We start from the raw sequence: 23,494 nt of genomic DNA on the forward strand, positions 1-23,494 counted from the left end.
ATAGCGCCGCGCGATAAAGGACGGGGATGCGAAAACGTCCCGCATCAGATCATTCGTAGACGCCGTCGTCGAACAAACCGGCGGCAGCCGCCGCGCCCGCGCCACGCACGGCGCATGTGAGCGGTTCGTCCGCGACGTGGACCTCGAGGCCGAATTCATTGGTCAGGCGGCGGCCCAGATTGCCGAGCAGCGCGCCGCCGCCGGTCAGCACGATGCCGCTGTGCGCGATATCGGTCACCAGTTCGGCCGGCGCCGTTTCAAGCGCGCGCTTCACGGCGCCGATCACCTGACGCAGCGGGCCCTCGATCGCATCGGCAATATCGTGGTTGCTCAACTGAACCGTGCGCGGCAAGCCGTCGTCGACGCTGCGCCCGGTCGCGTTCATATGCTCGACCGGCACGTCGCGCAGGGCCGAACCGATGCCCTTCTTGACATGTTCGGCGGTTTGCTCGCCGAGCAGCACGCCATACAGGTTGCGCACGTAACTGACGATCGCCATGTCGAAACTGTCGCCGCCCACGCGAATCGAGCCGCTATAGGCGAGGCCGCCGAGCGAGATCACGCCGACTTCGGTCGTGCCGCCGCCGATGTCGACCACCATTGAGCCGATCGCCTCAGATACCGGCAGGCCCGCACCGACCGCCGACGCCAGCGATTCGCCGATCAGACTGACCTTCCACGCGCCGGCCGCCACCGCGGCTTCCTTGATCGCGCGACGCTCGACCTGGGTGGCGCCCGCCGACACGCACACGGTGAACGAGGCGCGCCGGCTGAACAGCGGCCGCGGGCGGGCCATGTCGACGAATTGCCGGATCATCTGCTCGGCAGCTGGAAAATTGGCGATCACGCCGTGCCGCATCGGCCGCACGGCTTCGACGTTGACCGGCGCGCGGCCGAGCAGCTGGCGCGCTTCGGTGCCCACTGCCGCCACGCGTTTTTGCCCGGCGGCGGATTCTTTCTGGAAAGCCACGACGGACGGCTCGTTCAGCACGATGCCGCCGTTGTCGGTATAGATGAGGGTATTGGCCGTGCCGAGGTCCACCGCCACGGAATGGCGGAACAGTCGATCGAAAAGCGGGTAATGCGGCGTCGGTCTGGCCATAGGAAGGCTCTGATGTATCGTTATCCGCCCTTGCCGGGCAGTCTGGAAAATGCGCCCCCGGTCACCCGAGCCGCTTGGCACGCCCGGATGGGCGTTGCGCGGTCCGCGCGGCGAGGGTGATTTTCATGCTTATGAGCGATTAACGGCAAGCAGATCAGGATCTTTAGAGCCACTTTTCAATCAGGGCCGTGTCAGCCGCGCGACAAAGCCCCAAGCGCGCGCTCCAGGGCTTGCTTGCCGAGCTCGACACCGTCCGCGTTAATCGTGTGACCGATGCCGGGCAAAGCGTAGGCATCGACCGTATAGCCGGCGTTGCTGAATGCATCCGCGGCGTATTCCAGTTCCTGCACCGGGATCACTCCGTCTTCTTCGCCGTGCACTAGCGTGAGCGGTGTACCGTTCCGCGCGACGATCACCGACGCGAGCCGCCCCGAATACGCGACGACGGCAGCAGCGCCTTCCGCGCTCGTCGCCACGTGATGCATCGCCATGATCGAGCCTTGCGAGAAGCCGACCAATGCAAGGCAATCGAAAGAAAGCTGCCGGTACGCCAGTTCCGCCTCGAGCATGCGTCGCAACGCCGGATAGGCGGCAACAACACGCGCCTCGCGATTGCCCTCGTTGACATCACGCAGGCTGAACCACTGGCGCCCGCCGAAGCCGCCGTCGAAGGCCTCAGTGCCGTCGAGCGAGGCGAACGCCACGTCCGGCAAGCTCTCGCTCCAGATGTCCGCGAGCGGCATCAGATCGCGCGCATTGCTGCCTACGCCATGCATCAGCACCACCAATGCTTTGGCTGGCGTTGTTGCCGGCGCGCGCCGCCAGCCGTGTTCGAATTGCTCCCAAGCCATATTCCACTCCTCTCTTTACTCTCGGTTCGTGTTTCCGCACGCGCGGCCAACCACGCGGCAGCGCCCTGCCCTCCGTGGCGCCTGACTTAGCTTCGCTCGCGCAGCCGTCGCGATGCCTCGCGATACCCCGCGTGGCCTTGCGTAGCCTTGCGTGGCGTCACGTCGCTTCGCGAAGCTCCATGCAGCCTCAGCCGGGAGCATACGCTGCCGGACTGGTTTCCGCCGCCCGACCTGCATGGCTCGACGGCGCCAAAACGTGAATACAGGTATGCTTTTGCGAGCACTCGACCGCCCGGCTCATTGCCCGGGCAGTGCATAAAACACCGTAGGGAACGTCCGTAGCATCGCAATCCGGAGAATCGTTTGAGCCAGCCCTCTTCCGCTCCCGGTGCCACGCCGCCCGCACCACCGCCGCCGTTACAAGGCGGGAAACTGGTTCTGGCGACGATCGCCGTCGCGCTCGCCACTTTCATGAACGTGCTCGACACGTCAATCGCGAACGTTGCAATTCCAACCATTTCGGGCAACCTCGGGGTCTCGGTCGATGAAGGCACGTGGGTCATCACGGTGTTCGCCGCGGCCAACGCCGTCTCGATTCCGCTGACCGGCTGGCTCACGCAGCGCATCGGCCAGGTCAAGCTGTTCGTCGGCGCGATTCTGATGTTCGTGCTGGCTTCGTGGTTATGCGGGGTTGCGCCCACGCTGCCGATCCTGCTGGTCGCGCGGGTGTTCCAGGGTGCGGTGGCCGGCCCGCTGATTCCGCTCTCGCAAGCGATTCTGCTCGGCTCGTATCCCAAGGAGAAATCGTCGACCGCGCTCTCGCTATGGGCCATGACGGCCACCGTCGGCCCGATTGCGGGCCCTGCGCTCGGCGGCTGGATCACGGATAGCTACAGTTGGTCGTGGATCTTCTACATCAACATCCCCGTCGGCATTTTCGCGGCCGGCGTCACGTGGATGATCTATCGCACCCGCGAGTCGGCAACCCGCAAGCCCCCCATCGACGTGGTCGGGCTAGGCCTGCTGGTTACCTGGGTCGCTTCGCTGCAGATCATGCTCGACAAGGGTAAGGACCTCGACTGGTTCTCGTCGCCGGTCATCGTGATTCTCGGCGTTACCGCGTTGATCGGTTTCGCGTTCTTCCTCGTGTGGGAGCTGACCGAGGAGAATCCGATCGTCGATTTGCGGCTCTTCCAGCAGCGCAATTTTCTCGGCGGCACGATCGCGATTTCGGTGGCGTACGGCGTGTTCTTCGGCAACCTGGTGCTGCTGCCGCAATGGATGCAGGAATATCTGAACTACCGCTCCGTGGACGCCGGTCTCGTTACTGCGCCGCTCGGCGTCTTTGCGGTGCTGCTCGCGCCGGTGATGGGCCGCGTGCTGCCGCGTTCGGACGCACGCATCATTGCGACCCTCGCGTTTATCGGCTTTGCGATCGTGTTTTATATGCGCTCGAACTACGTGATCGAAATCGACACGTGGCATCTCGTGCTACCCACGCTGCTGCAAGGCATTCCGATGGCGCTGTTCTTCGTGCCGCTGACGGCGATCATTCTGTCCGGACAGCCGCCCAACAGAATTCCGGCGGCGGCCGGTCTGTCGAATTTCGTGCGGGTGTTTTGCGGCGCGGTGGGCACGTCGATCGCCGGCAACGAATGGAATAACCGCACGGTGCTGCACCATGAACGGCTCACCGAGCAGGCTAGCCTGAACAACCCAGTGTTCAACCAGCAGATCGATTCGACCCAGTCGCTGCTGCAGCTGAATCCGCAATCGGCGCACGCACTGTTCGATTTTACGGTGAACACCCAAGCCGCGATGATGGGCCTGAACGACATCTTCTATGTGTCGGCGATCATTTTCGTTCTGATCATTCCGCTGATCTGGATTACGAAGCCGGCCAAGGGCGGCGGCGGAGCGGATGCGGCGGGCGCGCACTGATTGCGGTGTTGCCCGGCGCTGCGTCAGCGGCAATAGCGTGCGGGCGTGTCGGCGAAGTGCTGTCCGGTCTGTTGGCTTGCCAGTAGAATCGCGGCTTCAACGGTCCGAGCCCAATGAACTACGCATCCATCCTCGAACAGATTCATCGCGACATCGAACCGTGGCGCACCGCGGGCCGCGTCGCCGATTACATTCCCGAACTCGCGAAGGTGCCCGCCGAGCGCTTCGGCATGGCGGTCGTCATGCTCGACGGCCGCGTATTCTCGGTCGGCGACGCGCAAATGCGCTTCTCGATCCAGAGCATCTCGAAGCTATTCGCGTGCACGCTCGCATTCCAATTGCTCGGTGACGCATTGTGGGAGCGCGTCGGCCGAGAGCCGTCGGGCACCGCGTTCAATTCGCTCGTCCAACTCGAAAGCGAGCATGGCAAGCCGCGCAACCCGTTTATCAATGCTGGGGCGCTGGTCGTCACCGACGTGCTGTGCCGCCGCTTCGTGCGGGCCGAGACCGCGCTGGTGGAGTTTATGCGGCGGCTGACCGGCGAGGTCACGATCGACTACGATTCGCGGGTCGCGCAGTCAGAACTGCAACACGCGGATCGCAACCAGGCGATGGCGCACTTCATGGCGAGCTTCGGCAACATGGAAATGCCCGTCCACGCGGTGGTCGATGCGTATTGCCGGCAATGCGCGATCTCGATGAGTTGCGTCGAGCTGGCGAAAGCGGCGCTATTTCTGAGTAATGGCGGCGTGGTGCCGTCAACCGGGGAGCGCATCCTCGACAGCAGTTCGACCAAGCGTCTATCGGCCTTGATGCTGACCTGCGGCACCTACGACGCCGCGGGCGACTTCGTCTTTCGCGTCGGCTTGCCAGCCAAGAGCGGTGTCGGCGGCGGCATCGTCGCGGTGTTGCCTGGGGAAATGGCGGTCTGCGTGTGGTCGCCTGGGCTCGACGCAAACGGAAACTCCCTTGCCGGCGCCCGGGCATTGGAACAGTTGACCACGCTTACCGGGCAGTCGATTTTTTAAGCGTGAATAAGACCCTGAACCGTTCCCAATGAAGTCGCTTTGGCAGCGAGGGCTTCGACCGACGCGCTATGGCCTGCCCGATTGATCCGGGTCCGATAACAACGATAACTTTTTGCATACTCTCTTTGCCTCCGCCAACTTGCGCGTTCAGTAGATACTCATTACTTGCCGACGCGCGCCTGCAAGTGGGCAGGATACCGTTCACCCTGCACGGTGATGTTCGCGAGCCGCGCATCGATATCGCGCAGATTTTCGGCCGTCAGTTTGATGCCAGCACCGCCGACGTTTTCCTTCAGTCGATGCAGCTTTGTCGTGCCGGGAATTGGCGCGATCCACGACTTTTGCGTAAGCAGCCACGCGAGCGCGACTTGCGCCGGCGTTGCGTTCAGACCCGTGGCAATCTCCTTGAGCACGTCGACCAGCGCTTGATTGGCCTTGCGGTTTTCTTCGGAGAAGCGCGGCACGACATTGCGAAAGTCTGATTTGTCAAAGCCGGTGTTCGAGTCGATTGTGCCAGTCAGGAAGCCCTTGCCGAGCGGGCTAAACGGCACGAAGCCGATTCCGAGTTCTTCGAGCAGCGGCAGAATCTCTTTCTCGGGTTCGCGCCACCACAGCGAATATTCGCTTTGCAGCGCCGCGACCGGTTGCACGGCATGCGCACGGCGGATCGACTCGACGCCCGCCTCTGACATGCCGAAATGCCTCACCTTACCCTGTTGAATCAGGTCTTTGACCGCGCCGGCGACATCCTCCATCGGCACGTCGGGATCGACCCGGTGCTGATAGAGCAGGTCAATGCGATCCGTGCGCAGCCGCTTGAGTGCCGCGTCCGTCACCGTGCGGATATTGTCCGGCTTGCTATTGACGCCCTTCTGAACGTCGCCGCCCTCGAAACCGAACTTGGTCGCGATCACAACCTGATCACGGAACGGCGCAAGTGCCTCGCCCAGCAGTGTTTCGTTTGCGCCCTGTGCATACGCTTCCGCGGTATCGAAGAAGGTCACGCCCTGATCGAAGGCGGAGCGGATGAGTTCGATCGCATCGGCTTTCTCCGTTGCGGGTCCGTAGGCGAAGCTCAGCCCCATGCAGCCGAGGCCGAGCGCGGACACTTCGAGACCGCTCTTTCCGAGAATGCGTTTTTTCATGATCTGACTCCTTAGTCCTTTAGGGCCGCGCCGCCCTGATACTGCTCGTCCGTAACCTTCTCCATCCAGTCGACCGGACTGCCGTCGAGATTTTCAGCAATGGCGATATGCGTCATCGCCGTGGTGGCGGTCCCGCCGTGCCAGTGCTTCTCTCCGGGGGCAATCCAGACGATGTCACCGGTTCTGATTTCCTCTACGGGTCCACCGTCACGTTGCACCCATCCGCGGCCTGCTGTCACGATCAATATCTGCCCCAGCGGGTGCGTGTGCCATGCGGTCCGTGCGCCCGGTTCGAACGTCACGGTGGCGCCGCCGTTCCGGGAGGGCACTTCGCCTGCGAATGGCGCGTCGATCCTTACCGTCCCGGTGAAGTATTCATTCGGGCCCGTCGCAGATGGCTGCGAGCCGCATTCGATGATCTGCATGAACGTTCCTTGTCGCAGTTGTCGTGATCTTCAATGTACCAACGCGCTTTCCTGCAATAAATAGCTAAAATCAGCATGAAGTTAGAAGCTGGGCTTATAAATGGCACGTTCCGATCTATCTGATATCACAGCGTTTCTCTGCGTGGCTCGCGAGGGCAGCTTCACCAAAGCCGCCGCGAAGCTTGGCGTTTCACAGTCTGCGCTGAGTCAGACGGTGCGCAATCTCGAAGCGCGGCTCGGACTGAGGCTTTTGACGAGAACAACACGCAATATCTCCCCGACCGAAGCGGGCGAACGGCTGATCCAGTCAGTCGGCCCGCGCCTGGATGAGATCGAGGCCGAACTGAACGCGCTCACCGCGTTACGGGACACGCCGGCGGGCACTGTGCGCATCGCCGCCGGAGAGCATGCGGCAGAATTGCTCCTGTGGCCGGTGATCGAACAGCTTCTGCCCGATTACCCGGACATCACGATCGAAGTCGTCATCGACAACGGACTCACGGACATCGTTGAACAGCGACTCGATGCGGGCGTGCGGCTTGGAGAGCAGGTTGCGAAGGACATGGTTGCCGTTCGCATCGGCCCGGACGTACGCATGGCCGTTGTTGGCACTCCCGGATATTTCGCCACGCATCCAAAGCCGAAGACGCCGAAAGACCTTACGGCGCATAACTGCATCAACATTCGGCTGCCAACGGCCGGGGGCATTTACGCGTGGGAGTTCAAGAAAGGAGGACGCGAGCTGAACGTGCGCGTAGAAGGACAACTTGTCTTCAATACCGCGACGATGGCCGTGAAAGCCGCGCTCGCTGGCGTTGGCCTTGCCTTCGTTCCCGAACAACGGGTCTTATCGGAGATCGAAAGAGGGGAGCTTTTGCGAGTGCTGACTGACTGGTGCCCGTCGTTTTCCGGTTTTCATCTTTACTATCCCAGCCGACGTCAGCCGACTCCTGCGTTCGTCGTCGTTGCTGATGCGCTGCGCCGAGGGTCTTAGCTCCTTCAGGCACAAAAGGAATTACGCATCGGCCACGGTTTGCTTTGGGCGACTGTTTTCAGGGGTCATCTGGGCCGCACGCCTTCAGGTCACCGGGACGTCCCGGATTCACCGGCTTGTTCAGCACTTCCCTAGGCGATAGAAGACGGGGAGCAGCGATGTTGCGATACGTTTTCTATCATGAGCCAGTGGGCTATGAAAACGTTGCCACCCACGCAGCCGACAAATCGGACCACCGGACGGGCGGCCGGACACGGTGTCGGCATGCATTTCATGCCTAACTCCATGCTGGCGACGAGCCGATGCGGATGATCGTAGTGACCGGAGCCCGCCCGCCATGCATGGCAAGGGAGTCGAGATGTCTCACGAACTCTACATCAGGGCACTTAGCGCGATGTTCCTGTTCTGGAATGGGGTGCGCATCCTGACGTACCTTCCGACCATCGGCAAACTCCTCGCGAGGGAAGCAGACGTGCGCAGCCACAGTCTGCTCAGTTGGGGAAGCTGGGCTCTCAGCAATGGCACCTTCGCACTCATGCTCCTCGAAATGAGCCGGGGAATTCCGAATGGGATGTTCTGGATGAATCTGGCCAACACGCTGATGTGCGCGATCGTTTCGCTCATCATTCTCTTCAGGCGGTTCCCTTGGCTGCACACAAGCGTGAGCAAAGTCTATCGAAAGATCAGACGAAATGAGTCGAGGGCTGGCGCCGTGTCCGGACAGCCGGGGTTGCTGCATCTGGGCGCGGGTAGCCTGGCTGTGGGCGCCGATCTTGCGGTTGATCCAGTAGCGGGTGCACCGCCTACGCGGTTCGGACGCCCCGAGCTTTGGGTTGCGTCGGCAAGCGCATTGGCCTTCGGAGTCGTGGGTGCCGTCACGTATGATGCCTGGCCCAACCATGAGCAGAGCGCCTACCTCGAATCGAAGGCGAGCACACAGCCGGTGCCCGGGATAACCGGACCGGCATCGCCGACGCAACAAGTGTCTTCGTCCGGTCCGGTCGCGCCATCAACCGCACCTCCTGCTCGCGCAACCGCAATCGCCCGTACCGAACTCGCCCCGCCTACGGTTTCCACTTCGTTCGAACGCCGCGCGGCACCTTCCCGGGCTTCTGCCGCACCGCGGCCAGCTACAGGGCGGCCGGACAAAGCGGGCAACGGCGCGCCCCAGAATCGCGGGAATTGGGCGTCGCACTTTATGACGAACGTGCGGCAGGCACTCGGCATCACCCGATCGGCACCGCCAAAGCGATGGACGTCTTCGCCCGGTCGTGGCGCGCCATCATCGTCGGCTTCTTCGCGCGGAACTGCGGTTTCCCATGCCGAGATCGCCCGGCACGCACCTTCTGCTTCGTTCGCTCACGGCGCTGCGCCTTCCCGGGATTTCGCTGCACCGCAGTTTGCTACGGGGCGGCCTGGTCGTGCGGGCGATTTCGCCACGCGGGATCGCCTGCGTTCGGCGCGGCACGTTCCCGTGTATGAAGCGCCGCCAACCGTCGTCTTTGAAGCGGCTCCCGTCGTATACGAGGGACCCCCAGTCGTATATCAGGAGCCTCCCGTCGTGTACGCGCAAGCGCCCGTCGCCTACAGCCACGGATATGAGGGCGACTACAGGGACCGCCGTCAATGGCACGACAATAGCTGGCACAAAGGCTGGAAACATCGTCAGCATGAGGAGGACGACGATTAATGCCTGCCTCGCCAGAAACGCCCACCGCCAGATGCAGACAGGCGACGATACCTGACGAAACACATTGACCGCCGGACGGCGGCTAGACCGCGGCGAAGACACCGTCCCGGATCGCAACCGCGCTCGCTTGCGGCTTGCCTCTGTCGAGCGTCGTGAAGCGGCCATGATGAAGAATCGGATCGGGAGCGGTCGTCGTGGAGCTGTTCATGAGCGCTTCTCCGGTAAGTTCGCCGCGGTGACACGCGCCGTATCGCCTGCATTGCGACCTGGCAGCGAGCCAAACATATGCTGAGTGCACTTCGACTGTTGCCATGCCGCGTGAAAGCCGCTTCCGGAGAGCATCTGTTTGCCTACTGGAATGATCTGTTCACCCGCGAGAATGCCGAGCAGCCCTACGAGCGCGACGAGCGGCGGTGCTGGCGAGCGCACATGAATCAGGCTGTAGATCACACCGACCAGCACGCCGGCGAGCAGGGAGAAGATATAGGCTTTCATTGGCTTAACCCCTTGAGGTTGCACCCGGAATGGCGAGCGGGCGCAGGTGATTGAACGGGACGGCGAATCGACACGCCAGCACGACTGCAAGTTAAACCGGTCACGAAAATCGGCGTCCACTGGGCAGACAGCCAGGGTTGGAGTCGGCCTTTTCAGCCTGCCGCCGGTACCCGAACCAGGCATGAATCAAGATTAGAAAATTTCCACGTCCGTAACACAGAGATCGCGCGTAGCTTATCGCCGCCCACTTTGCACGTTTATGCACGTTTACATTCTTGTTTGTGCATGATAAGGTGCGAACATGAATGACGAAATCCCCCTCGCTCGACGCGACGAGATCGCGAACCGGCTCGCGCAAGGCCAGCCGGTAGTGGCGGCTACGCTCGCTGTCGAATTCAAGGTTTCCGAAGACGCGATACGTCGCGACCTCCGGGCGCTGGCGGCCGAAGGCCGCTGCCGCCGGGTCTACGGGGGCGCGCTGCCCATTACGCCCGAGTCGGCACCAATGGCGGCCCGAATGGACGAAGCGCGCGAGCGAAAGGCGGCATTGGCTCGCGCAGCCGTGGCCTTGATTCAGCGCGGCGAACTCCTGTTCCTCGATAGCGGCAGCACCAATCTTGCACTCGTCGGGCTGTTGCCCGAAGACTACGAACTCACCGTGGCGACCAATTCCATTGATATCGCTGCTGCCGTGCTTCGGCGATCCGATCTGCACCTCATCATGATCGGCGGGGCGGTCGACCCCGCAGTGGGCGGATGTGTCGATGCGAACGCTGTTCAGAACGTCGCGCAATTGAATGTCGACCGATGCTTCATCGGTACCTGCGCAATATCGCCAAAGGGCGGCATCAGCGCATTCGGTATCGCCGACGCGGCATTCAAACGCGCCGTCCTCGATGCAAGCGCGCAAAGTGTCGTGCTTGCAACGACAGACAAGCTCACCGCCCGCGCGCCTCACCGGGTGGCAATGATCAAGGTGATCGACTACCTCATCGTCGAACACGACATGCCACGCGCAGAGCATGCGGCCTTGTCAAAAGCCGGCCGTTCGGTTTTGAAGGCCGAGCCTCCCGCGAGCCAGTGAGCGCGCGCCCGATTCATCCTGGAGTAAAGCGAGATGTCTTCTGACCAGCCGGCAACCCGGCTCGCAACCCGCCTTGCCTTTCTCGTGGCGGGATTGGGTGTCGCATGCTGGGCGCCGCTCGTGCCGTTTGCCAAGCAACGACTTGGCGTTGATGACGGCGCGCTCGGCATGCTGCTACTTTGCATTGGCCTGGGTTCGGTCGTCGCGATGGCGGTGACAGGCGCACTCAGCGCGCGATACGGCAGCAAGCCGATCATTGTCGCCGGAGGACTCGGGCTAGCCGCGATCCTGCCGCTGCTGACAATTGTCAGCACACCGTTCGCACTGGGACTCGCCTTGTTCGCTTTTGGCGCCTCGCTCGGTTCGCTCGATGTCGCGATGAATGTCCACGCGGTCGAAGTTGAATGCGCGGCGGGCCGACCTTTGATGTCGGGGTTTCATGCGCTATTCAGTGTCGGTGGATTCGCAGGATCCACTTTGATGACCTTTTTGCTTTCGATGCGCATCGGGACGCTCGCGAGCACATCGATATGTGCCGCACTGATGCTCACCGCAATCGCCATTGCACAGCCGCGGCTGCTCAAGACGCTCCAGACGAATGACGGCCCCTTGTTCGTCACACCACGAGGCATTGTGCTGCTGCTCGCCGGTCTCGCCGCGATCACATTTCTTACCGAAGGTGCGCTACTTGACTGGAGCGCGCTGCTCATCACGGACAAGGGACTGGTCGTCGCCACCCAGGGTGGACTGGGCTATATGCTTTTCTCCATTGCAATGACTGCCGGACGATTAGGAGGGGACGCGATTACGGCACGCGTCGGAGATCGGCCCACGATGTTCTGGGGAGGGCTGCTCGCGACCGCCGGCTTTGTGATTCTGCTGACTGCGCCGATGAGCGCGATTGCGATGGCCGGCTTCCTGCTGATTGGCCTCGGCGCATCGAATATCGTGCCCATACTGTTTCGCCGCGCGGGTTCACAAAAAGCCATGCCATCCGCACTCGCTGTGGCTGCCATCACGACCACCGGTTATGCGGGGAATCTTGTCGGCCCGGCGGGCGTGGGTTTCGTCGCCAAGGGTGTCGGTCTGCAAGGTGCGTTCTGGTTATTGGCTGTCTTGCTCTGTCTCGTCCCGTGTTGCGCTCGCCTCATCACGGCAACCCGATCCTGAGGGGATGAACAATGAAACTCGCTAACGCACACTGATCCTTGATGTCCTGCGGCGTTTTCCAGTTCGCCCGGGGAGCTTCCGCGTGCCATGTCCTCGTCTCCACCGCGCTGCGTCTCAGCCCGCACGCTCGCCCCACTCCGCCAACACCGTCCGATAAGCGGTGCCGCCGACCACCCGCTCGTTCACGCCGTCTTTGAAATCGATCCACCCTGAATTCAAGCCATCGATCATCTCGATGCGCGGCGCAGGCCATGCGGTCCCTTGTGACTGGAACAGTGCAAAAATAAGTTTGACAAACTATCTTTAGATATATATCTTACGATACATCTTAAGACACAATACGAGCACCCAAGATGCGACATCAACATCGTTTCTCCCGTTCGCGGGGCGCGGACGAAGGTTTCTTCGCAGGACATGGCCGCCCGTCTTTGCATGCACTTTGGCACGCGATCGGCCGCCATCAGGAGCATCGCGGCGGCGGCCGTGGCGGGCACTTCGGTGGCGGCGGCCCCGGCGGCTTCGGGGGCGACGGCGACGGTTTTCCGCGCGGCCGCAAATTCAGCTCCGACGATCTGCAATTGCTGCTGCTCTCGATGATCGACGCGCAGCCGAGCCACGGCTACGAGCTGATCAAGGCGCTCGAAACGCGCTCAAACGGTTTCTATAGCCCGAGCCCCGGCATGGTCTATCCGGCGCTCACGTATCTGGAAGAACTCGGCTACGTGACCGTGCAGATCGAAGGCAACCGTAAGCGTTACGAACTATCGGAAGCGGGCCGTGAGTACCTGGCCGCCAACCGCGACCGCGTCGAATTGATGCTCGCCAAACTGGCGCATATCGCCCGCAAGATGGATTCCGTGCGCCGCGCGTTTGCCGGCGAGGAGCCGGCCGACATCAGCGAAGGCGGCTGGCTGCCGGAACTGAACGAAGCGCGCCGCACGCTGAAACATGCGCTCCTGCGCCGCGACAACGCGCCGGCCGCCGAACAGCGCCGCATCGCCGCGATCCTGATGCGCGCGGCACATGAAATCGAAGGCGAAGGCAATCCCGGCAGCGACGAAGGCAGCAGCGAACCAACCGCTTGAGATCGCGCCATTCGACACTTGCGTTCGAAGGTGCCCATGTGCGCCTTCGCGCGCCGATCAAACCAACAGGAGTGGCACCCTTATGCAGACAAAAGACAACCGGGCCGATCTGGCGGTCCATCGCGTGCGGCATCCGCTGAAGTTCCGTCTGTTGCAGGTCAAAGCGGTGCACGCGCTGACCCCGCATCTGATTCGCGTCACCTTCACGGGTGACGATCTGCAGGACTTCGTCTCCGCTTCGTTCGACGATCACATCAAAGTGTTCTTCCCCGAACCCGGCGCCGACCAACCCGTGCTGCCGGAAGCCGGCTCTGACGGTCCCGTGTTTCCCGCCGGCCTGCCGCGGCCGACCGCCCGAGACTTCACCCCGCGCCGCTTCGACGCTGACGCGCGCGAACTGGACATCGAGTTCGCCATGCACGAGGCCGGCCCGGCTGCAACGTGGGCGGCGCAAGCCAAAGTGGGCCAGTATCTCGGCATTGGCGGCCCGCGCGGCTCGCTGGTGATACCGACCGGCTTCGACTGGCATCTGCTGATCGGCGACGATACCGCGTTGCCGGCCATTGCCCGCCGCCTTGAAGAGTTGCCTGCCGGCACACGCGTCGCGGCGGTGATCGAAGTGGCCGATCCGTCCGCACAGATCGAGTTCGCGACGCGGGCCGAACTGCATATCATCTGGCGTCATCGCAGCGAATCGGGCTACCGCGGCGAGGCCTTGCTGCAAGCGGTACGCGAAATCTACTTGCCGGAAAACGGTGAAGGCTACGTGTGGGCTGCCGGCGAATCCGCGACGATGCGTGCGGTGCGCTACCACCTGTGCACGGAACGTGGCGTCGACAAGTCGCGCATTCGCGCGGCCAGCTACTGGAGACAGGGTGCCGAGGCGGTACACGAAACGCTCGACGACTGACTGTCCACAGCATGCGCGTAATGAACAGCGTACGTTGGACGAGTTAAATGTGCGAGAACACAGATTCCGGATGCACCACTACCTCCGTTCGATCATGACGCGTCTCCGTCCTTGCCGTCCTTGCCGTCCTTGCCGTCCTTGCCGTCCTTGCGATAGAGCTTGATCACCGCCGAGAAGTCCAGACGTCCCGCGCCCTTCGTGCTCATCGTTTGATAGAGCTGCTGCGCCAGCGCGCCGAGATACACCGGTTGACGCGCGAATTTCGCGGCGTCGGTGGCGAGGCCCAGGTCCTTTAACATCAGATCGGTGCCAAAGCCACCGGTATAGCCGCGCGTCGACGGCGCGGTCTCGATCACGCCAGGCATCGGGTTATACGTGTCCGAACTCCAGCAGCGGCCCGTCGAGGTATTGATGATCCCGCCCAGCACTTTCGAGTCGATGCCAAGCGCCTCGCCCAATGACATTGCCTCGGCCACGCCTGCCATCGTGATGCCGAGCACCAGGTTATTGCAGATCTTGGCGACCTGACCGGTGCCGGTGTCGCCGCAATGCACGATGTTCTTGCCCATCGCCGACAACACCGGCTTGACCTGCTCATACGCATCCGCGCTGCCGCCGACCATGAAGGTCAGCGTGCCCGCCGCCGCGCCGCCGGTGCCGCCCGAGACGGGTGCGTCGACGAAGGTGTTGCCGTGTTGCACGGCCAGTTCAGCAAACGCCTTCACGCTTGCCGGATCGATGGTGCTCGAATCGATGATCGTCACGCCTTTCGCGATGCCGGCGAATACGCCGTCATCCGCGCTCAGCACGCTGCGCACGTGTGCGGCTGCCGGCAGCATCGTGATCACACATTCGACCTCGGTCACCGCCGCTTTCGGGGAACCTGCCGCCTTGGCGCCTGCATCGACCAGCGCTTGCACAGCTTGCGCGCTGAGGTCGAATACGTTGACCGCGTGGCCCGCCTTGAGCAGGTTGAGCGCCATCGGCGCGCCCATGTTGCCGAGTCCGATAAAGCCTATTTTCATGATGTCGTCTCTCATCCCATGCAAAGCAATAGACTCGAGGGCTCAGCGCAGGCTGATGGTCGTGTTGACGCCGTCGTTGACGGTGTCGTCGTCGAACCAGCGGGCGGTGACGGTTTTGGTCTGCGTGTAGAACTGCACGACCTGTTTGCCGTACGGCCCGAGGTCGCCGAGTTTCGAGCCGCGCGAGCCGGTAAAGCTGAAAAACGGCACCGGCACGGGAATCGGAATGTTGATGCCGACCTGGCCGATATCGATCTCGCTCTGGAATTTGCGCGCCGCCGCGCCGCTTTGCGTGAAGAGGCCCACGCCGTTGCCGAACGGATTGCGGTTGACGAGCGCGATCGCGTCATCGAGCGTCGCGGCATTCAGCACCACCAGCACCGGGCCGAAGATTTCCTGACGGTAGATCTCCATTTCGGTGGTGACATCGGTGAACACCGTCGGGCCGATGAAATTGCCTTGCTCGTAACCCGGCACCGTCACGTCGCGGCCGTCGAGCGCCAGCGTGGCGCCCTCTTTCACGCCCGTTTCGATCAGGCCGAGAATGCGCTGCTTCGCGGCACGTGAGACTACCGGGCCAATGTCCGTATTCGGCTCATTGCCCGCGTTGACCTTCAGCGTCTTCGCCTTCGCGACCAGATCGGGCAGCCATTGCTGCGCCGCGCCGACCAGCACGACCACCGAAGTCGCCATGCAACGCTGTCCCGCCGCGCCGAAACCTGCGCCAGCCAGCGCATTCAAGGTCTGCTCGCGATTCGCATCGGGCAGCACCACGGCATGATTCTTTGCACCCATCATCGATTGCACGCGCTTGCCGTGTTCGCTGCCAAGGCGATAAACATGCGTGCCGACCGCCGTCGAACCGACGAAGGAAATCGCTTTCACCAGATCGTGCGTGCAGAGCGCATCGACCACGTCCTTGCCGCCGTGCACGACATTCAGCACACCCTTCGGCACACCGGCTTCGAGCGCCAGTTCGACCAGTTGCATGGTCGACAACGGATCCTGCTCGGAAGGCTTCAGCACGAACGTATTGCCGCAGACGATCGCCATCGGGAACATCCACAACGGAATCATCGCGGGAAAATTGAATGGCGTGATGCCGGCGCATACGCCGATCGGCTGACGCAGCGTGTAGGTATCGACGCCACCCGCCACGTTCTCGGCGAATTCACCCTGCTGCAAGGTACCGATCGAGCAGGCGTGTTCGACCACTTCGAGTCCGCGGAAAATATCGCCTTCCGCGTCGGGAATCGTCTTGCCCTGCTCGGCGCTCAAGGTCTTGGCGATGCGCGGCGAATGCTCGCGAATCAGTGCCTGGAACTTCAGCATGATGCGCATGCGCGCGCCGACCGGTGTGTCCTTCCACGTCTTGAATGCGGCGTGCGCCGAGCGGATCGCTTCGCTCACTTCATCGGCGGTGGCGAACGGTACGCGTGCGAGCACCTCTTGCGTCGCCGGGTTGACGATGTCGCGCCATTCGGTGGTTTTGGATTCGACGAACTCGCCGTTGATCAGCAGCTTGACGGTGGCGGGATGGTTCGAAGCAATTGCGCTCATGCTGGAACTCCTGTGCAGTGGCCGTGTATCGGCCGGGCAGTGACCGGGAATAAAAATAATCAACGCAGATCCGGGAAATCCTCTTCCCAATACTCGTCCGGCAGGCGCGCCGGCTCGGCCTCGCGCTCCATTTCGCGGCGCCGCAATTCGACGCGGCGGATCTTGCCGGAGATGGTTTTCGGCAATTCACTGAATTGCAGGCGGCGAATCCGCTTGTACGGTGCGAGTTTTTCGCGCGAGAACGCGAAGACCGCGCGTGCAAGTTCGGGACCGGCTTCATAGCCCTGACGCACGGTGACGAACGCTTTGGGCACCGACAGGCGCAGCGCGTCGGCACTCGGCACCACGGCTGCTTCGCCGATCGCTTCGTGTTCGATCAGCACGCTTTCGAGTTCGAACGGGCTTAGCCGGTAATCGGACGATTTGAACACGTCGTCGGCGCGGCCGACGTAGACGTAGTAGCCATCGTCGCGGCGTAGCGCGACGTCGGAGGTATGGTAGAAACCGTTGCGCATGGCTTGCGCGGTGGCATTGGCATTGTTCGCGTAGCCCGTCATCAAACCGAGCGGACGTTCGGCCAACGGCAGCGAGATTTCGCCTTCGGTGACGGCTTGATCGTCGGCATCGAGGAGCTCGACTTTGTAGCCCGGCAACGGACGGCCCATCGACCCCGGCACCACCGGTTGCCCCGGCGAGTTGCCGATCTGGCAGGTCGTTTCGGTCTGGCCGAAACCGTCGCGAATCGTGATACCCCAGGCATGCTTGACGCGTTCGATGATCTCCGGATTCAACGGCTCGCCCGCGCCGACGATCTCGCGCAGCTTCACCGGATAGTCGGCGAGATGCTCCTGCACCAGCATGCGCCAGACGGTCGGTGGGGCGCACAGCGTGGTGACGTTGAAACGCACCAGCACGTCGAGCGTTTCTTTCGGCACGAAGCGCGCAAAGTTGAAAACAAACACACAGGCCTGCGCATTCCACGGCGCGTAGAAACAGCTCCATGCGTGCTTGGCCCAGCCCGGCGAGCTGATATTCCAATGGATGTCGTTCGGTTGCAAGCCGATCCAGTACATGGTCGACAGATGGCCGATCGGGTAACTCAGGTGCGTGTGCTCGACCAGCTTCGGCTTCGAGGTCGTGCCTGACGTGAAGTACAGCAGCAGCGGATCGGTGGCATGCGTGACGCCTTCCGGCGTGAATTGCGGCGATGCGTCATAGGCTGCAGCAAGATCGATCCAGCCTTCGCGCGGCGTGCCGACCGAGATGCGCGTGAGCGGCACCTCTAGCGCGTCGAACTTGGCCAGTTCCGCGCTATCGACCACCACGAACTGCGCGCCGCCGATCTGCACCCGATCGCGCACGTCGTCGGCGGAAAGCTGGGTGGTGGCGGGCAGAACGATCGCGCCGAGCTTCATGGCTGCGAGCATCACGTCCCAGAGTTCGACGCGGTTCGGCAGCATTAGCAGCAAGCGGTCGCCGCGCCCCACGCCGAGGCCGCGCAGGAAGTTCGCCATGCGCGACGAGCGCTCCGACATTTGCGCGTAGGAGAGGCGCAGGCCGTCGCTTGCCGGATCGTCGACGATCCACAGCGCCGGCTTATCGTTATCTCGGGCGATCACATCGAAGTAATCGAGCGCCCAGTTGAACTTGCCTGGCGTCGGCCACACGAATTCGCCGTAGGCGCGCTCGTAGTCGGTTCGGTGGCGCAATAACAGGTCGCGCGCTTCGAGAAAGCCCTTCGCTGCAGTCATCGTCGTCTCCTATGTCGATCAGAGTTAGCGCTTTAGCGCTTACTCTGATCCCATGCTGGTGGCGCGGTATGCGCTCTGGTTTTTGCCCTGCTGACAGACTATTTTGCACTCAAACGCCACCTATCTTTCGTCTAAACATGGCGCGCGATAACCATCCGCTGCACTTCACTGGTTCCTTCGTAAATCTGCGTGATGCGGGCGTCGCGATAATGGCGTTCCACCGCGTAGTCCTCAAGATAGCCATAGCCACCGTGAATCTGGATCGCATTCGAGCAGATTTCCTCTGCGAGTTCCGACGCAAACAGCTTGGCCTGCGATGCCTCGGACAAACACGGCTTGCCCGCCGTGCGCAACCGCGCCGCGTGATGCACGAGCAGACGCGCGGCGTTCAGGCGGGTCGCCATGTCAGCGAGCATATTGGCGATGGTCTGGTGGTCCTTCAACGCCTTGCCGAACTGGATGCGTTCGTTCGCGTAGAGACGGGCGGCATCGAATGCGGCTCGCGCGATGCCGACCGCCTGCGCCGCAATACCAATGCGGCCACCCTCGAGATTCGACAACGCGATGCGCAGGCCTTCGCCCGGTTCGCCGAGCAGGTTGCCTTCGGGCACCGCGCAATCGTCGAGCGAGATGGGACAGGTATCCGATGCGCGAATACCGAGCTTATGCTCGGGTTTGCCGACGTTGAAGCCCGGCGTATCGGTCGGCACGATGAAGGCTGACAGGCCACGCTTGCCCCGGTCCGGATCGGTGACGGCAAACACGATTGCAATGTTGGCGCGCGCCCCGTTGGTCACGAACTGCTTGTTGCCGTTCAGAATCCATTTGCCGTCGCGCAGCACGGCGCGGGTGCGCAGATTGTTCGCCTCGGAGCCGGCTTGCGGCTCGGTCAGGCAAAACGCGCCGATGCGGCGGCCCGTGGCGAGGTCTTGCAGATAGCGGTCCTTTTGCGCGTCCGTGCCGAAGTTCAGGATCGGCCCGCAGCCGACCGAATTGTGCACGCTCATCAGCGTGGCGCAGGCGGCGCAGCCCGCAGCGATCTCTTCGATGGCGAGCGCATACGCCACATAGTCGGTATAGGCGCCACCCCACTCGGACGGCACGATCATGCCGAGAAAACCCAGCTCGCCCATTTGCGTCACGACTTCCGCCGGCAGCTTCGCGTCGCGATCCCATTCCCCGGCATGCGGTGCGAGGCGCTCAGTGGCGAAGTCGCGGGCGGCGTCGCGGATCATCCGCTGTTCGTCGGTGTAGAAGCTGTCCATGGCTCGATCCTGTCAGGTGCATCGAGTCGCGGCGGCGAGGCGCGGCCTCGTCATCTGCGGCTCGTCGCGGGGGGTGGCCGGTCTCGCCGTGGTGTCTACGGGCGATGCGTCCCGCGATCGGTTGAGGCCAAGTGTAGGGAAGCTGCTGGACAGGTTCGATGCTCGACCCGATCATTCTGACTGAGCGCATTTGCCATACCGGTATCATGCAAAGCCGATTCAGGCTACGTTTTCAAAGGCTTAGCGGATCTCCACAAGGGAAATCCTGAGCGCGTTTGCCAGACAGCCATGAAAAACATGAAGAACTTCAAGAACCTCAGGAACGACAGAGGCACGATTTCCGTCACGCTGGTCGAAGAGGCCCTGGCGTTGGCGCGGGCACGCGGTTTCGAGGCGCTGCCGCTCGCCGAAGCCGCCGGCATCGCAGCCACGATGCTGGCGTCGCCGAAAAGCCGGGTCTCGTCGGCGCAGTACGGCGCGCTGTGGGCCGGCATCGCCCGCGCGCTCGACGACGAGTTCTTCGGCCAGGATTCGCACCGCATGAAAAGCGGCAGCTTCATTGCGATGACCCAGATGGCGCTGAGCGCGGGTAACGGCGCACAAGCGCTCGCCCGGGCGGTCGGCTTCATGCGGCTCGTGCTGGACGATCTTGGCGCACAGATCGAGACGGATGCGCAGCGCGTGCGCTTGCGGTATATCGAACGCGAAGGCGCGAAGCCGCCCGCCATGTTTGCTTACGCGACCTACTTTATCGTCGTCTACGGTCTGCTGTGCTGGCTGGTCGGGCGGCGCATTCCGCTCATCGAGGCGCGCTTTCGCTGCGCCGCGCCGCCTGCCGCGCATGAATACCGCCTGATGTTCTGCGACGACATGGCGTTCGATCAGGCCGAGTCGTACGTCGACCTGTCGCCGGCGTTTCTCGAGCTGCCGGTGATCCAGACCACCAAGTCGGTGAAGCCGTTCCTGCGCGATGCGCCCGGCAGTTTCATCGTCAAATACCGCAATCCCGGCTCGCTCGCCGCGCGAGTGCGCAAGATGCTGCGCGCGCTGCCGATGGCTGGCTGGCCCGCCGCCGACCAGATGGCGCTGCGCCTCAACGTCGCTGAAGCGACGATGCGGCGGCGTCTGAAACAGGAAGGCTATACGTATCAGTCGATCAAGGACGACTTGCGGCGCGACGTCGCAATCGGCGAACTGCAGGACACCGATCGCACGATCGCCGACATCGCCACCGCCGTGGGTTTTGCCGAGCCGAGCGCGTTTCATCGCGCGTTTCGCAAGTGGACCGGCATGCGGCCGAGCGATTACCGGCCGGCACATGCGGATTTCACGCACCGCATTGAATCGGACTAAGCTGTAAGGAGCAGGCCAGCCTTTTTGGGGTATCGGCCCGCGCCGGCCGATACCTGTCGGCATAGCGCGGCAGCCATCAGCGATGAGCACGTCTCCGCGTCTCCCGTTCCGGCAGTCTGGTCCGCACCCTGCGCCTATTCGTGGCGGAGTCGTGGGCCGGTTGATGCGCGGCATGACCGCGTTCGGCATGCTTTTGGCCGTGGGATTCGCATTGTGCGAAAACGCGCCGCGGGCTTGGGTCGCCGAGGCCGCCGTCGCGCCGAATAGCGTTGTCGTGATCCCGGTGAGCGGCGCGATCGATCCGGCCAGCGCTGACTTCATCGTGCGCAGCCTGCAGCGCGCCGCCGACGACCGCGCGCAACTCGCCGTCCTGCAACTCGATACGCCCGGTGGACTGGATACGTCGATGCGGCAGATCATCAAGGCGATTCTCGGCTCGCCGGTGCCGGTCGCCACCTTTATCGCCCCGAGCGGCGCGCGCGCGGCAAGCGCCGGCACCTATATCGTCTATGCCAGCCATATTGCGGCGATGGCCCCGGGCACCAATCTCGGCGCGGCGACGCCGATCCAGATGGGCATCGGCGGTGCGGAGCCGCCCGCGGGCGGCGGCGGTATGCCGGGTCTGCCAGGCGGTGGCGGTGGCGGTGGCGGTGGCGGTGGCGGTGGCGGTGGTGCCGGTGCCGGTGCCGGTGCTGGCGCGCAAAAGAACGGCCCCGGAGCACCTGCCTCAGCCGATTCGGCAAGCGCTGCCAACTCTGCCAGCGCCGCCCTTCCGCTCGACAGCCAATCCACCGAACTGCGCAAGCAGGTCCACGACGCCGCCGCCTACATCCGCGGCCTCGCGCAAATGCGCGGACGCAACGCCGACTGGGCCGAGCGCGCCGTGCGCGAGGCTGTCAGCCTGTCGGCCAGCGAAGCGCTCGCGCAGCACGTGGTCGATCTGAATGCGCGCGACATTCCCGACCTGCTGCGCCAGGTGGACGGGCGCACGATCGGTACAAGCCGCGGCGACGTCAAGCTCAGCACGGCCAACGCGCCGGTCGTCACGCTCGAAGCCGACTGGCGCAGCCAGTTCCTCGCGGTCATCACCGATCCGAACGTCGCGCTGGTCCTGCTGATGATCGGCATGTACGGCCTCTTCTTCGAGTTCGCCAATCCGGGCTTCGTGCTGCCGGGCGTGGTCGGCGCCATCAGTCTGCTGATGGGGCTCTTCGCGATGCAGATGCTGCCGGTCAATTACGTCGGGCTCGGCCTGATCTTTCTCGGCATCGCATTCCTGATCGGCGAGGCGTTTCTGCCGACCTTCGGCTCGCTCGGCTTCGGCGGTGTGGTCGCGTTCGTGATCGGCTCGTTGATGCTGATCGATACCGACGTGCCCGGCTACGGCATTCCGCTGCCCCTGATTGCCGCCGTGGCCGTGTTCAGCGTCGCTTTTGTGTTCGGCGTGTCGAGGCTCGCCTTGCGCGCGCGGCGCCGGCCCGTGGTGACGGGTTCGGAAGGGTTGATCGGCAGTCTCGGCGTCGTGCTCGACGGCGGCCTGCTGCCGGGGGACGCAACGGCAGACGCAGCAGCGGGCGGCACGCTGGCCGGCTGGGCTCAGGTGCACGGTGAACGCTGGCGGGTGTCCAGCACGGCCCCGGTCGCAGCCGGTCACGCGGTGCGCGTCACCGCGCGGCGCGGACTGACGCTGACCGTGGTGCCCGCGGAAACACAACAACAAGGAGAACGCTCATGATCGGTTTCACATTCGGCTTCAGCAGCATTCTGATTCTGCTGGCGGCCGTACTGATTGCTTCATCGATACGGATTTTTCGCGAATACGAACGCGGCGTGGTGTTCATGCTCGGGCGCTTCTGGAAGGTCAAGGGGCCGGGGCTGGTCCTGATCATTCCGATCGTGCAGCAGGCGGTGCGGATGGATTTGCGCACCGTCGTGTTCGACGTGCCGCCGCAAGATGTGATTACGCGCGACAACGTTTCGGTGAAGGTCAACGCCGTGGTGTATTTCCGCGTCGTCGATCCGGAAAAAGCGGTGATACAGGTGGCACGCTATTTCGAGGCGACCAGCCAGCTATCGCAAACCACGCTGCGCGCGGTGCTCGGCAAGCACGAGCTCGATGAACTGCTGGCGGATCGCGAGCAGCTGAACGCCGATATCCAGAAAGTGCTCGATGCGCAGACCGACGCGTGGGGCATCAAGGTGTCGATCGTCGAGATCAAGCATGTGGACATCAACGAAACGATGATCCGCGCGATCGCCCGTCAGGCCGAAGCCGAGCGCGAACGGCGCGCCAAGGTCATTCATGCGGAAGGTGAATTGCAGGCCTCCCAGCATCTGCTGGAAGCGGCGCAGACGCTCGCACGGCAGCCGCAAGCCATGCAGCTGCGCTATCTGCAAACCCTCACGACGATCGCCGCCGACAAGAATTCGACGATCGTATTTCCGCTGCCGATCGATTTGCTGAGCGCGGTGCTGGACCGCTTCAGCAAGCCGTCGGCCTCCTGAACCGGGGGGAGGCGCGCCAGTCCACTGTGGCCCGTTCTGGATCACAGGGTGAAATGGCGCATTGTCTTCAATCGACTTACTCGGAATGCCTATGAAAATTGAAATCTAGGGGTCG

Annotated in this window: 21 protein-coding genes; 11 read left to right on the forward strand and 10 right to left on the reverse strand. The window is 62.9% G+C overall.

Annotation, left to right across the window (positions count from 1 at the left end; translation table 11 throughout):
* Positions 1 to 49: 49 nt before the first annotated feature.
* On the reverse strand, positions 50 to 1,102 hold the full coding sequence (locus P3T22_RS26420) for a rod shape-determining protein (RefSeq protein ID WP_429326563.1): 1,053 nt from the start codon (positions 1,100 to 1,102) through the stop codon (positions 50 to 52).
* 191 nt (positions 1,103 to 1,293) lie between these two features.
* Complete coding sequence (locus P3T22_RS26425) at positions 1,294 to 1,953, reverse strand: alpha/beta hydrolase (protein ID WP_063499326.1); 660 nt, start codon at positions 1,951 to 1,953, stop codon at positions 1,294 to 1,296.
* Between the two features lie 363 nt (positions 1,954 to 2,316).
* On the opposite strand from P3T22_RS26425, the gene P3T22_RS26430 reads away from it, so the two are divergent.
* Both P3T22_RS26430 and P3T22_RS26435 read left to right on the forward strand, forming a co-directional pair.
* Positions 2,317 to 3,894: a DHA2 family efflux MFS transporter permease subunit gene (locus P3T22_RS26430; RefSeq protein WP_063499327.1), complete on the forward strand. Its 1,578-nt coding sequence runs from the start codon at positions 2,317 to 2,319 to the stop codon at positions 3,892 to 3,894.
* Between the two features lie 113 nt (positions 3,895 to 4,007).
* Positions 4,008 to 4,922 carry a glutaminase gene (locus P3T22_RS26435; RefSeq protein WP_063499328.1) on the forward strand — a complete coding sequence of 305 codons (915 nt, stop codon included), beginning with the start codon at positions 4,008 to 4,010 and terminating at the stop codon, positions 4,920 to 4,922.
* 161 nt (positions 4,923 to 5,083) lie between these two features.
* On the opposite strand, the gene P3T22_RS26440 is transcribed toward P3T22_RS26435, so the two are convergent.
* A complete protein-coding gene (locus P3T22_RS26440) occupies positions 5,084 to 6,067 on the reverse strand; it encodes an aldo/keto reductase (protein ID WP_429326564.1) in 984 nt (327 codons plus the stop codon).
* A gap of 11 nt (positions 6,068 to 6,078) precedes the next feature.
* Positions 6,079 to 6,492: a (R)-mandelonitrile lyase gene (locus P3T22_RS26445; RefSeq protein ID WP_429326565.1), complete on the reverse strand. Its 414-nt coding sequence runs from the start codon at positions 6,490 to 6,492 to the stop codon at positions 6,079 to 6,081.
* A gap of 100 nt (positions 6,493 to 6,592) precedes the next feature.
* Between P3T22_RS26445 and P3T22_RS26450 the strand changes: the two genes are divergently transcribed.
* Positions 6,593 to 7,486 carry a LysR family transcriptional regulator gene (locus P3T22_RS26450; RefSeq protein WP_429326566.1) on the forward strand — a complete coding sequence of 298 codons (894 nt, stop codon included), beginning with the start codon at positions 6,593 to 6,595 and terminating at the stop codon, positions 7,484 to 7,486.
* A 358-nt stretch (positions 7,487 to 7,844) separates the two neighbouring features.
* The gene (locus P3T22_RS26455) at positions 7,845 to 9,176 is read left to right on the forward strand and encodes a hypothetical protein (RefSeq protein ID WP_429326567.1); all 1,332 of its coding nucleotides are present in this window, start codon (positions 7,845 to 7,847) and stop codon (positions 9,174 to 9,176) included.
* Positions 9,177 to 9,258: 82 nt separating this feature from the next.
* Here the strand turns inward: P3T22_RS26455 and P3T22_RS26460 are convergent, their stop codons facing one another.
* Both P3T22_RS26460 and P3T22_RS26465 read right to left on the reverse strand, forming a co-directional pair.
* Positions 9,259 to 9,384 (reverse strand): hypothetical protein, encoded by a 126-nt coding sequence (locus P3T22_RS26460; protein WP_429326599.1) that lies wholly within the window; start codon positions 9,382 to 9,384, stop codon positions 9,259 to 9,261.
* On the reverse strand, positions 9,381 to 9,671 hold the full coding sequence (locus tag P3T22_RS26465) for a XapX domain-containing protein (RefSeq protein ID WP_063499340.1): 291 nt from the start codon (positions 9,669 to 9,671) through the stop codon (positions 9,381 to 9,383). The genes P3T22_RS26460 and P3T22_RS26465 overlap by 4 nt, the downstream gene beginning before the upstream one ends.
* Before the next feature lie 301 nt (positions 9,672 to 9,972).
* Here P3T22_RS26465 and P3T22_RS26470 point away from each other — a divergent pair, with 301 nt between their 5' ends.
* The 4 genes from P3T22_RS26470 to P3T22_RS26485 all read left to right on the forward strand — a co-directional run bounded on the left by P3T22_RS26470 (position 9,973) and on the right by P3T22_RS26485 (position 13,920).
* Positions 9,973 to 10,755: a DeoR/GlpR family DNA-binding transcription regulator gene (locus tag P3T22_RS26470; protein WP_429326568.1), complete on the forward strand. Its 783-nt coding sequence runs from the start codon at positions 9,973 to 9,975 to the stop codon at positions 10,753 to 10,755.
* Between the two features lie 33 nt (positions 10,756 to 10,788).
* Complete coding sequence (locus P3T22_RS26475) at positions 10,789 to 11,925, forward strand: MFS transporter (protein ID WP_429326569.1); 1,137 nt, start codon at positions 10,789 to 10,791, stop codon at positions 11,923 to 11,925.
* Between the two features lie 353 nt (positions 11,926 to 12,278).
* The gene (locus tag P3T22_RS26480) at positions 12,279 to 13,010 is read left to right on the forward strand and encodes a PadR family transcriptional regulator (RefSeq protein ID WP_429326570.1); all 732 of its coding nucleotides are present in this window, start codon (positions 12,279 to 12,281) and stop codon (positions 13,008 to 13,010) included.
* 82 nt (positions 13,011 to 13,092) lie between these two features.
* Positions 13,093 to 13,920 carry a siderophore-interacting protein gene (locus P3T22_RS26485; protein WP_429326571.1) on the forward strand — a complete coding sequence of 276 codons (828 nt, stop codon included), beginning with the start codon at positions 13,093 to 13,095 and terminating at the stop codon, positions 13,918 to 13,920.
* Between the two features lie 92 nt (positions 13,921 to 14,012).
* On the opposite strand, the gene mmsB is transcribed toward P3T22_RS26485, so the two are convergent.
* The 4 genes from mmsB to P3T22_RS26505 form a co-directional block, all read right to left on the reverse strand.
* Positions 14,013 to 14,945, reverse strand: coding sequence for a 3-hydroxyisobutyrate dehydrogenase (gene mmsB / locus P3T22_RS26490; RefSeq protein WP_429326572.1), 933 nt, complete (start codon positions 14,943 to 14,945; stop codon positions 14,013 to 14,015).
* A 42-nt stretch (positions 14,946 to 14,987) separates the two neighbouring features.
* Positions 14,988 to 16,505, reverse strand: a complete 1,518-nt coding sequence (locus P3T22_RS26495) for a CoA-acylating methylmalonate-semialdehyde dehydrogenase (protein ID WP_429326573.1) — start codon at positions 16,503 to 16,505, stop codon at positions 14,988 to 14,990.
* Between the two features lie 59 nt (positions 16,506 to 16,564).
* Positions 16,565 to 18,256 carry an AMP-binding protein gene (locus P3T22_RS26500; protein ID WP_429326574.1) on the reverse strand — a complete coding sequence of 564 codons (1,692 nt, stop codon included), beginning with the start codon at positions 18,254 to 18,256 and terminating at the stop codon, positions 16,565 to 16,567.
* A 131-nt stretch (positions 18,257 to 18,387) separates the two neighbouring features.
* On the reverse strand, positions 18,388 to 19,521 hold the full coding sequence (locus P3T22_RS26505) for an acyl-CoA dehydrogenase (RefSeq protein ID WP_429326575.1): 1,134 nt from the start codon (positions 19,519 to 19,521) through the stop codon (positions 18,388 to 18,390).
* A 297-nt stretch (positions 19,522 to 19,818) separates the two neighbouring features.
* Between P3T22_RS26505 and P3T22_RS26510 the strand changes: the two genes are divergently transcribed.
* The 3 genes from P3T22_RS26510 to P3T22_RS26520 all read left to right on the forward strand — a co-directional run bounded on the left by P3T22_RS26510 (position 19,819) and on the right by P3T22_RS26520 (position 23,379).
* Positions 19,819 to 20,874, forward strand: a complete 1,056-nt coding sequence (locus P3T22_RS26510) for an AraC family transcriptional regulator (RefSeq protein WP_063500748.1) — start codon at positions 19,819 to 19,821, stop codon at positions 20,872 to 20,874.
* Positions 20,875 to 20,956: 82 nt separating this feature from the next.
* The gene (locus P3T22_RS26515) at positions 20,957 to 22,609 is read left to right on the forward strand and encodes an NfeD family protein (RefSeq protein WP_429326576.1); all 1,653 of its coding nucleotides are present in this window, start codon (positions 20,957 to 20,959) and stop codon (positions 22,607 to 22,609) included.
* Complete coding sequence (locus tag P3T22_RS26520; protein WP_063499348.1) at positions 22,606 to 23,379, forward strand: slipin family protein; 774 nt, start codon at positions 22,606 to 22,608, stop codon at positions 23,377 to 23,379. The genes P3T22_RS26515 and P3T22_RS26520 overlap by 4 nt, the downstream gene beginning before the upstream one ends.
* The last annotated feature ends 115 nt before the right edge of the window (positions 23,380 to 23,494 follow it).

This window comes from Paraburkholderia sp. GAS348, from assembly GCF_050434205.1.
GTDB lineage: Bacteria > Pseudomonadota > Gammaproteobacteria > Burkholderiales > Burkholderiaceae > Paraburkholderia.

Coding starts and splice junctions, on each gene's coding strand:
- P3T22_RS26420 (WP_429326563.1), bottom strand. CDS start 1,102: ATGGCCAGACCGACGCCGCATTACCCGCTTTTCGATCGACTGTTCCGC.
- P3T22_RS26425 (WP_063499326.1), bottom strand. CDS start 1,953: ATGGCTTGGGAGCAATTCGAACACGGCTGGCGGCGCGCGCCGGCAACA.
- P3T22_RS26435 (WP_063499328.1), top strand. CDS start 4,008: ATGAACTACGCATCCATCCTCGAACAGATTCATCGCGACATCGAACCG.
- P3T22_RS26440 (WP_429326564.1), bottom strand. CDS start 6,067: ATGAAAAAACGCATTCTCGGAAAGAGCGGTCTCGAAGTGTCCGCGCTC.
- P3T22_RS26445 (WP_429326565.1), bottom strand. CDS start 6,492: ATGCAGATCATCGAATGCGGCTCGCAGCCATCTGCGACGGGCCCGAAT.
- P3T22_RS26450 (WP_429326566.1), top strand. CDS start 6,593: ATGGCACGTTCCGATCTATCTGATATCACAGCGTTTCTCTGCGTGGCT.
- P3T22_RS26455 (WP_429326567.1), top strand. CDS start 7,845: ATGTCTCACGAACTCTACATCAGGGCACTTAGCGCGATGTTCCTGTTC.
- P3T22_RS26460 (WP_429326599.1), bottom strand. CDS start 9,384: ATGAACAGCTCCACGACGACCGCTCCCGATCCGATTCTTCATCATGGC.
- P3T22_RS26465 (WP_063499340.1), bottom strand. CDS start 9,671: ATGAAAGCCTATATCTTCTCCCTGCTCGCCGGCGTGCTGGTCGGTGTG.
- P3T22_RS26470 (WP_429326568.1), top strand. CDS start 9,973: ATGAATGACGAAATCCCCCTCGCTCGACGCGACGAGATCGCGAACCGG.
- P3T22_RS26475 (WP_429326569.1), top strand. CDS start 10,789: ATGTCTTCTGACCAGCCGGCAACCCGGCTCGCAACCCGCCTTGCCTTT.
- P3T22_RS26480 (WP_429326570.1), top strand. CDS start 12,279: ATGCGACATCAACATCGTTTCTCCCGTTCGCGGGGCGCGGACGAAGGT.
- P3T22_RS26485 (WP_429326571.1), top strand. CDS start 13,093: ATGCAGACAAAAGACAACCGGGCCGATCTGGCGGTCCATCGCGTGCGG.
- mmsB (WP_429326572.1), bottom strand. CDS start 14,945: ATGAAAATAGGCTTTATCGGACTCGGCAACATGGGCGCGCCGATGGCG.
- P3T22_RS26495 (WP_429326573.1), bottom strand. CDS start 16,505: ATGAGCGCAATTGCTTCGAACCATCCCGCCACCGTCAAGCTGCTGATC.
- P3T22_RS26500 (WP_429326574.1), bottom strand. CDS start 18,256: ATGACTGCAGCGAAGGGCTTTCTCGAAGCGCGCGACCTGTTATTGCGC.
- P3T22_RS26505 (WP_429326575.1), bottom strand. CDS start 19,521: ATGGACAGCTTCTACACCGACGAACAGCGGATGATCCGCGACGCCGCC.
- P3T22_RS26510 (WP_063500748.1), top strand. CDS start 19,819: ATGAAGAACTTCAAGAACCTCAGGAACGACAGAGGCACGATTTCCGTC.
- P3T22_RS26515 (WP_429326576.1), top strand. CDS start 20,957: ATGAGCACGTCTCCGCGTCTCCCGTTCCGGCAGTCTGGTCCGCACCCT.
- P3T22_RS26520 (WP_063499348.1), top strand. CDS start 22,606: ATGATCGGTTTCACATTCGGCTTCAGCAGCATTCTGATTCTGCTGGCG.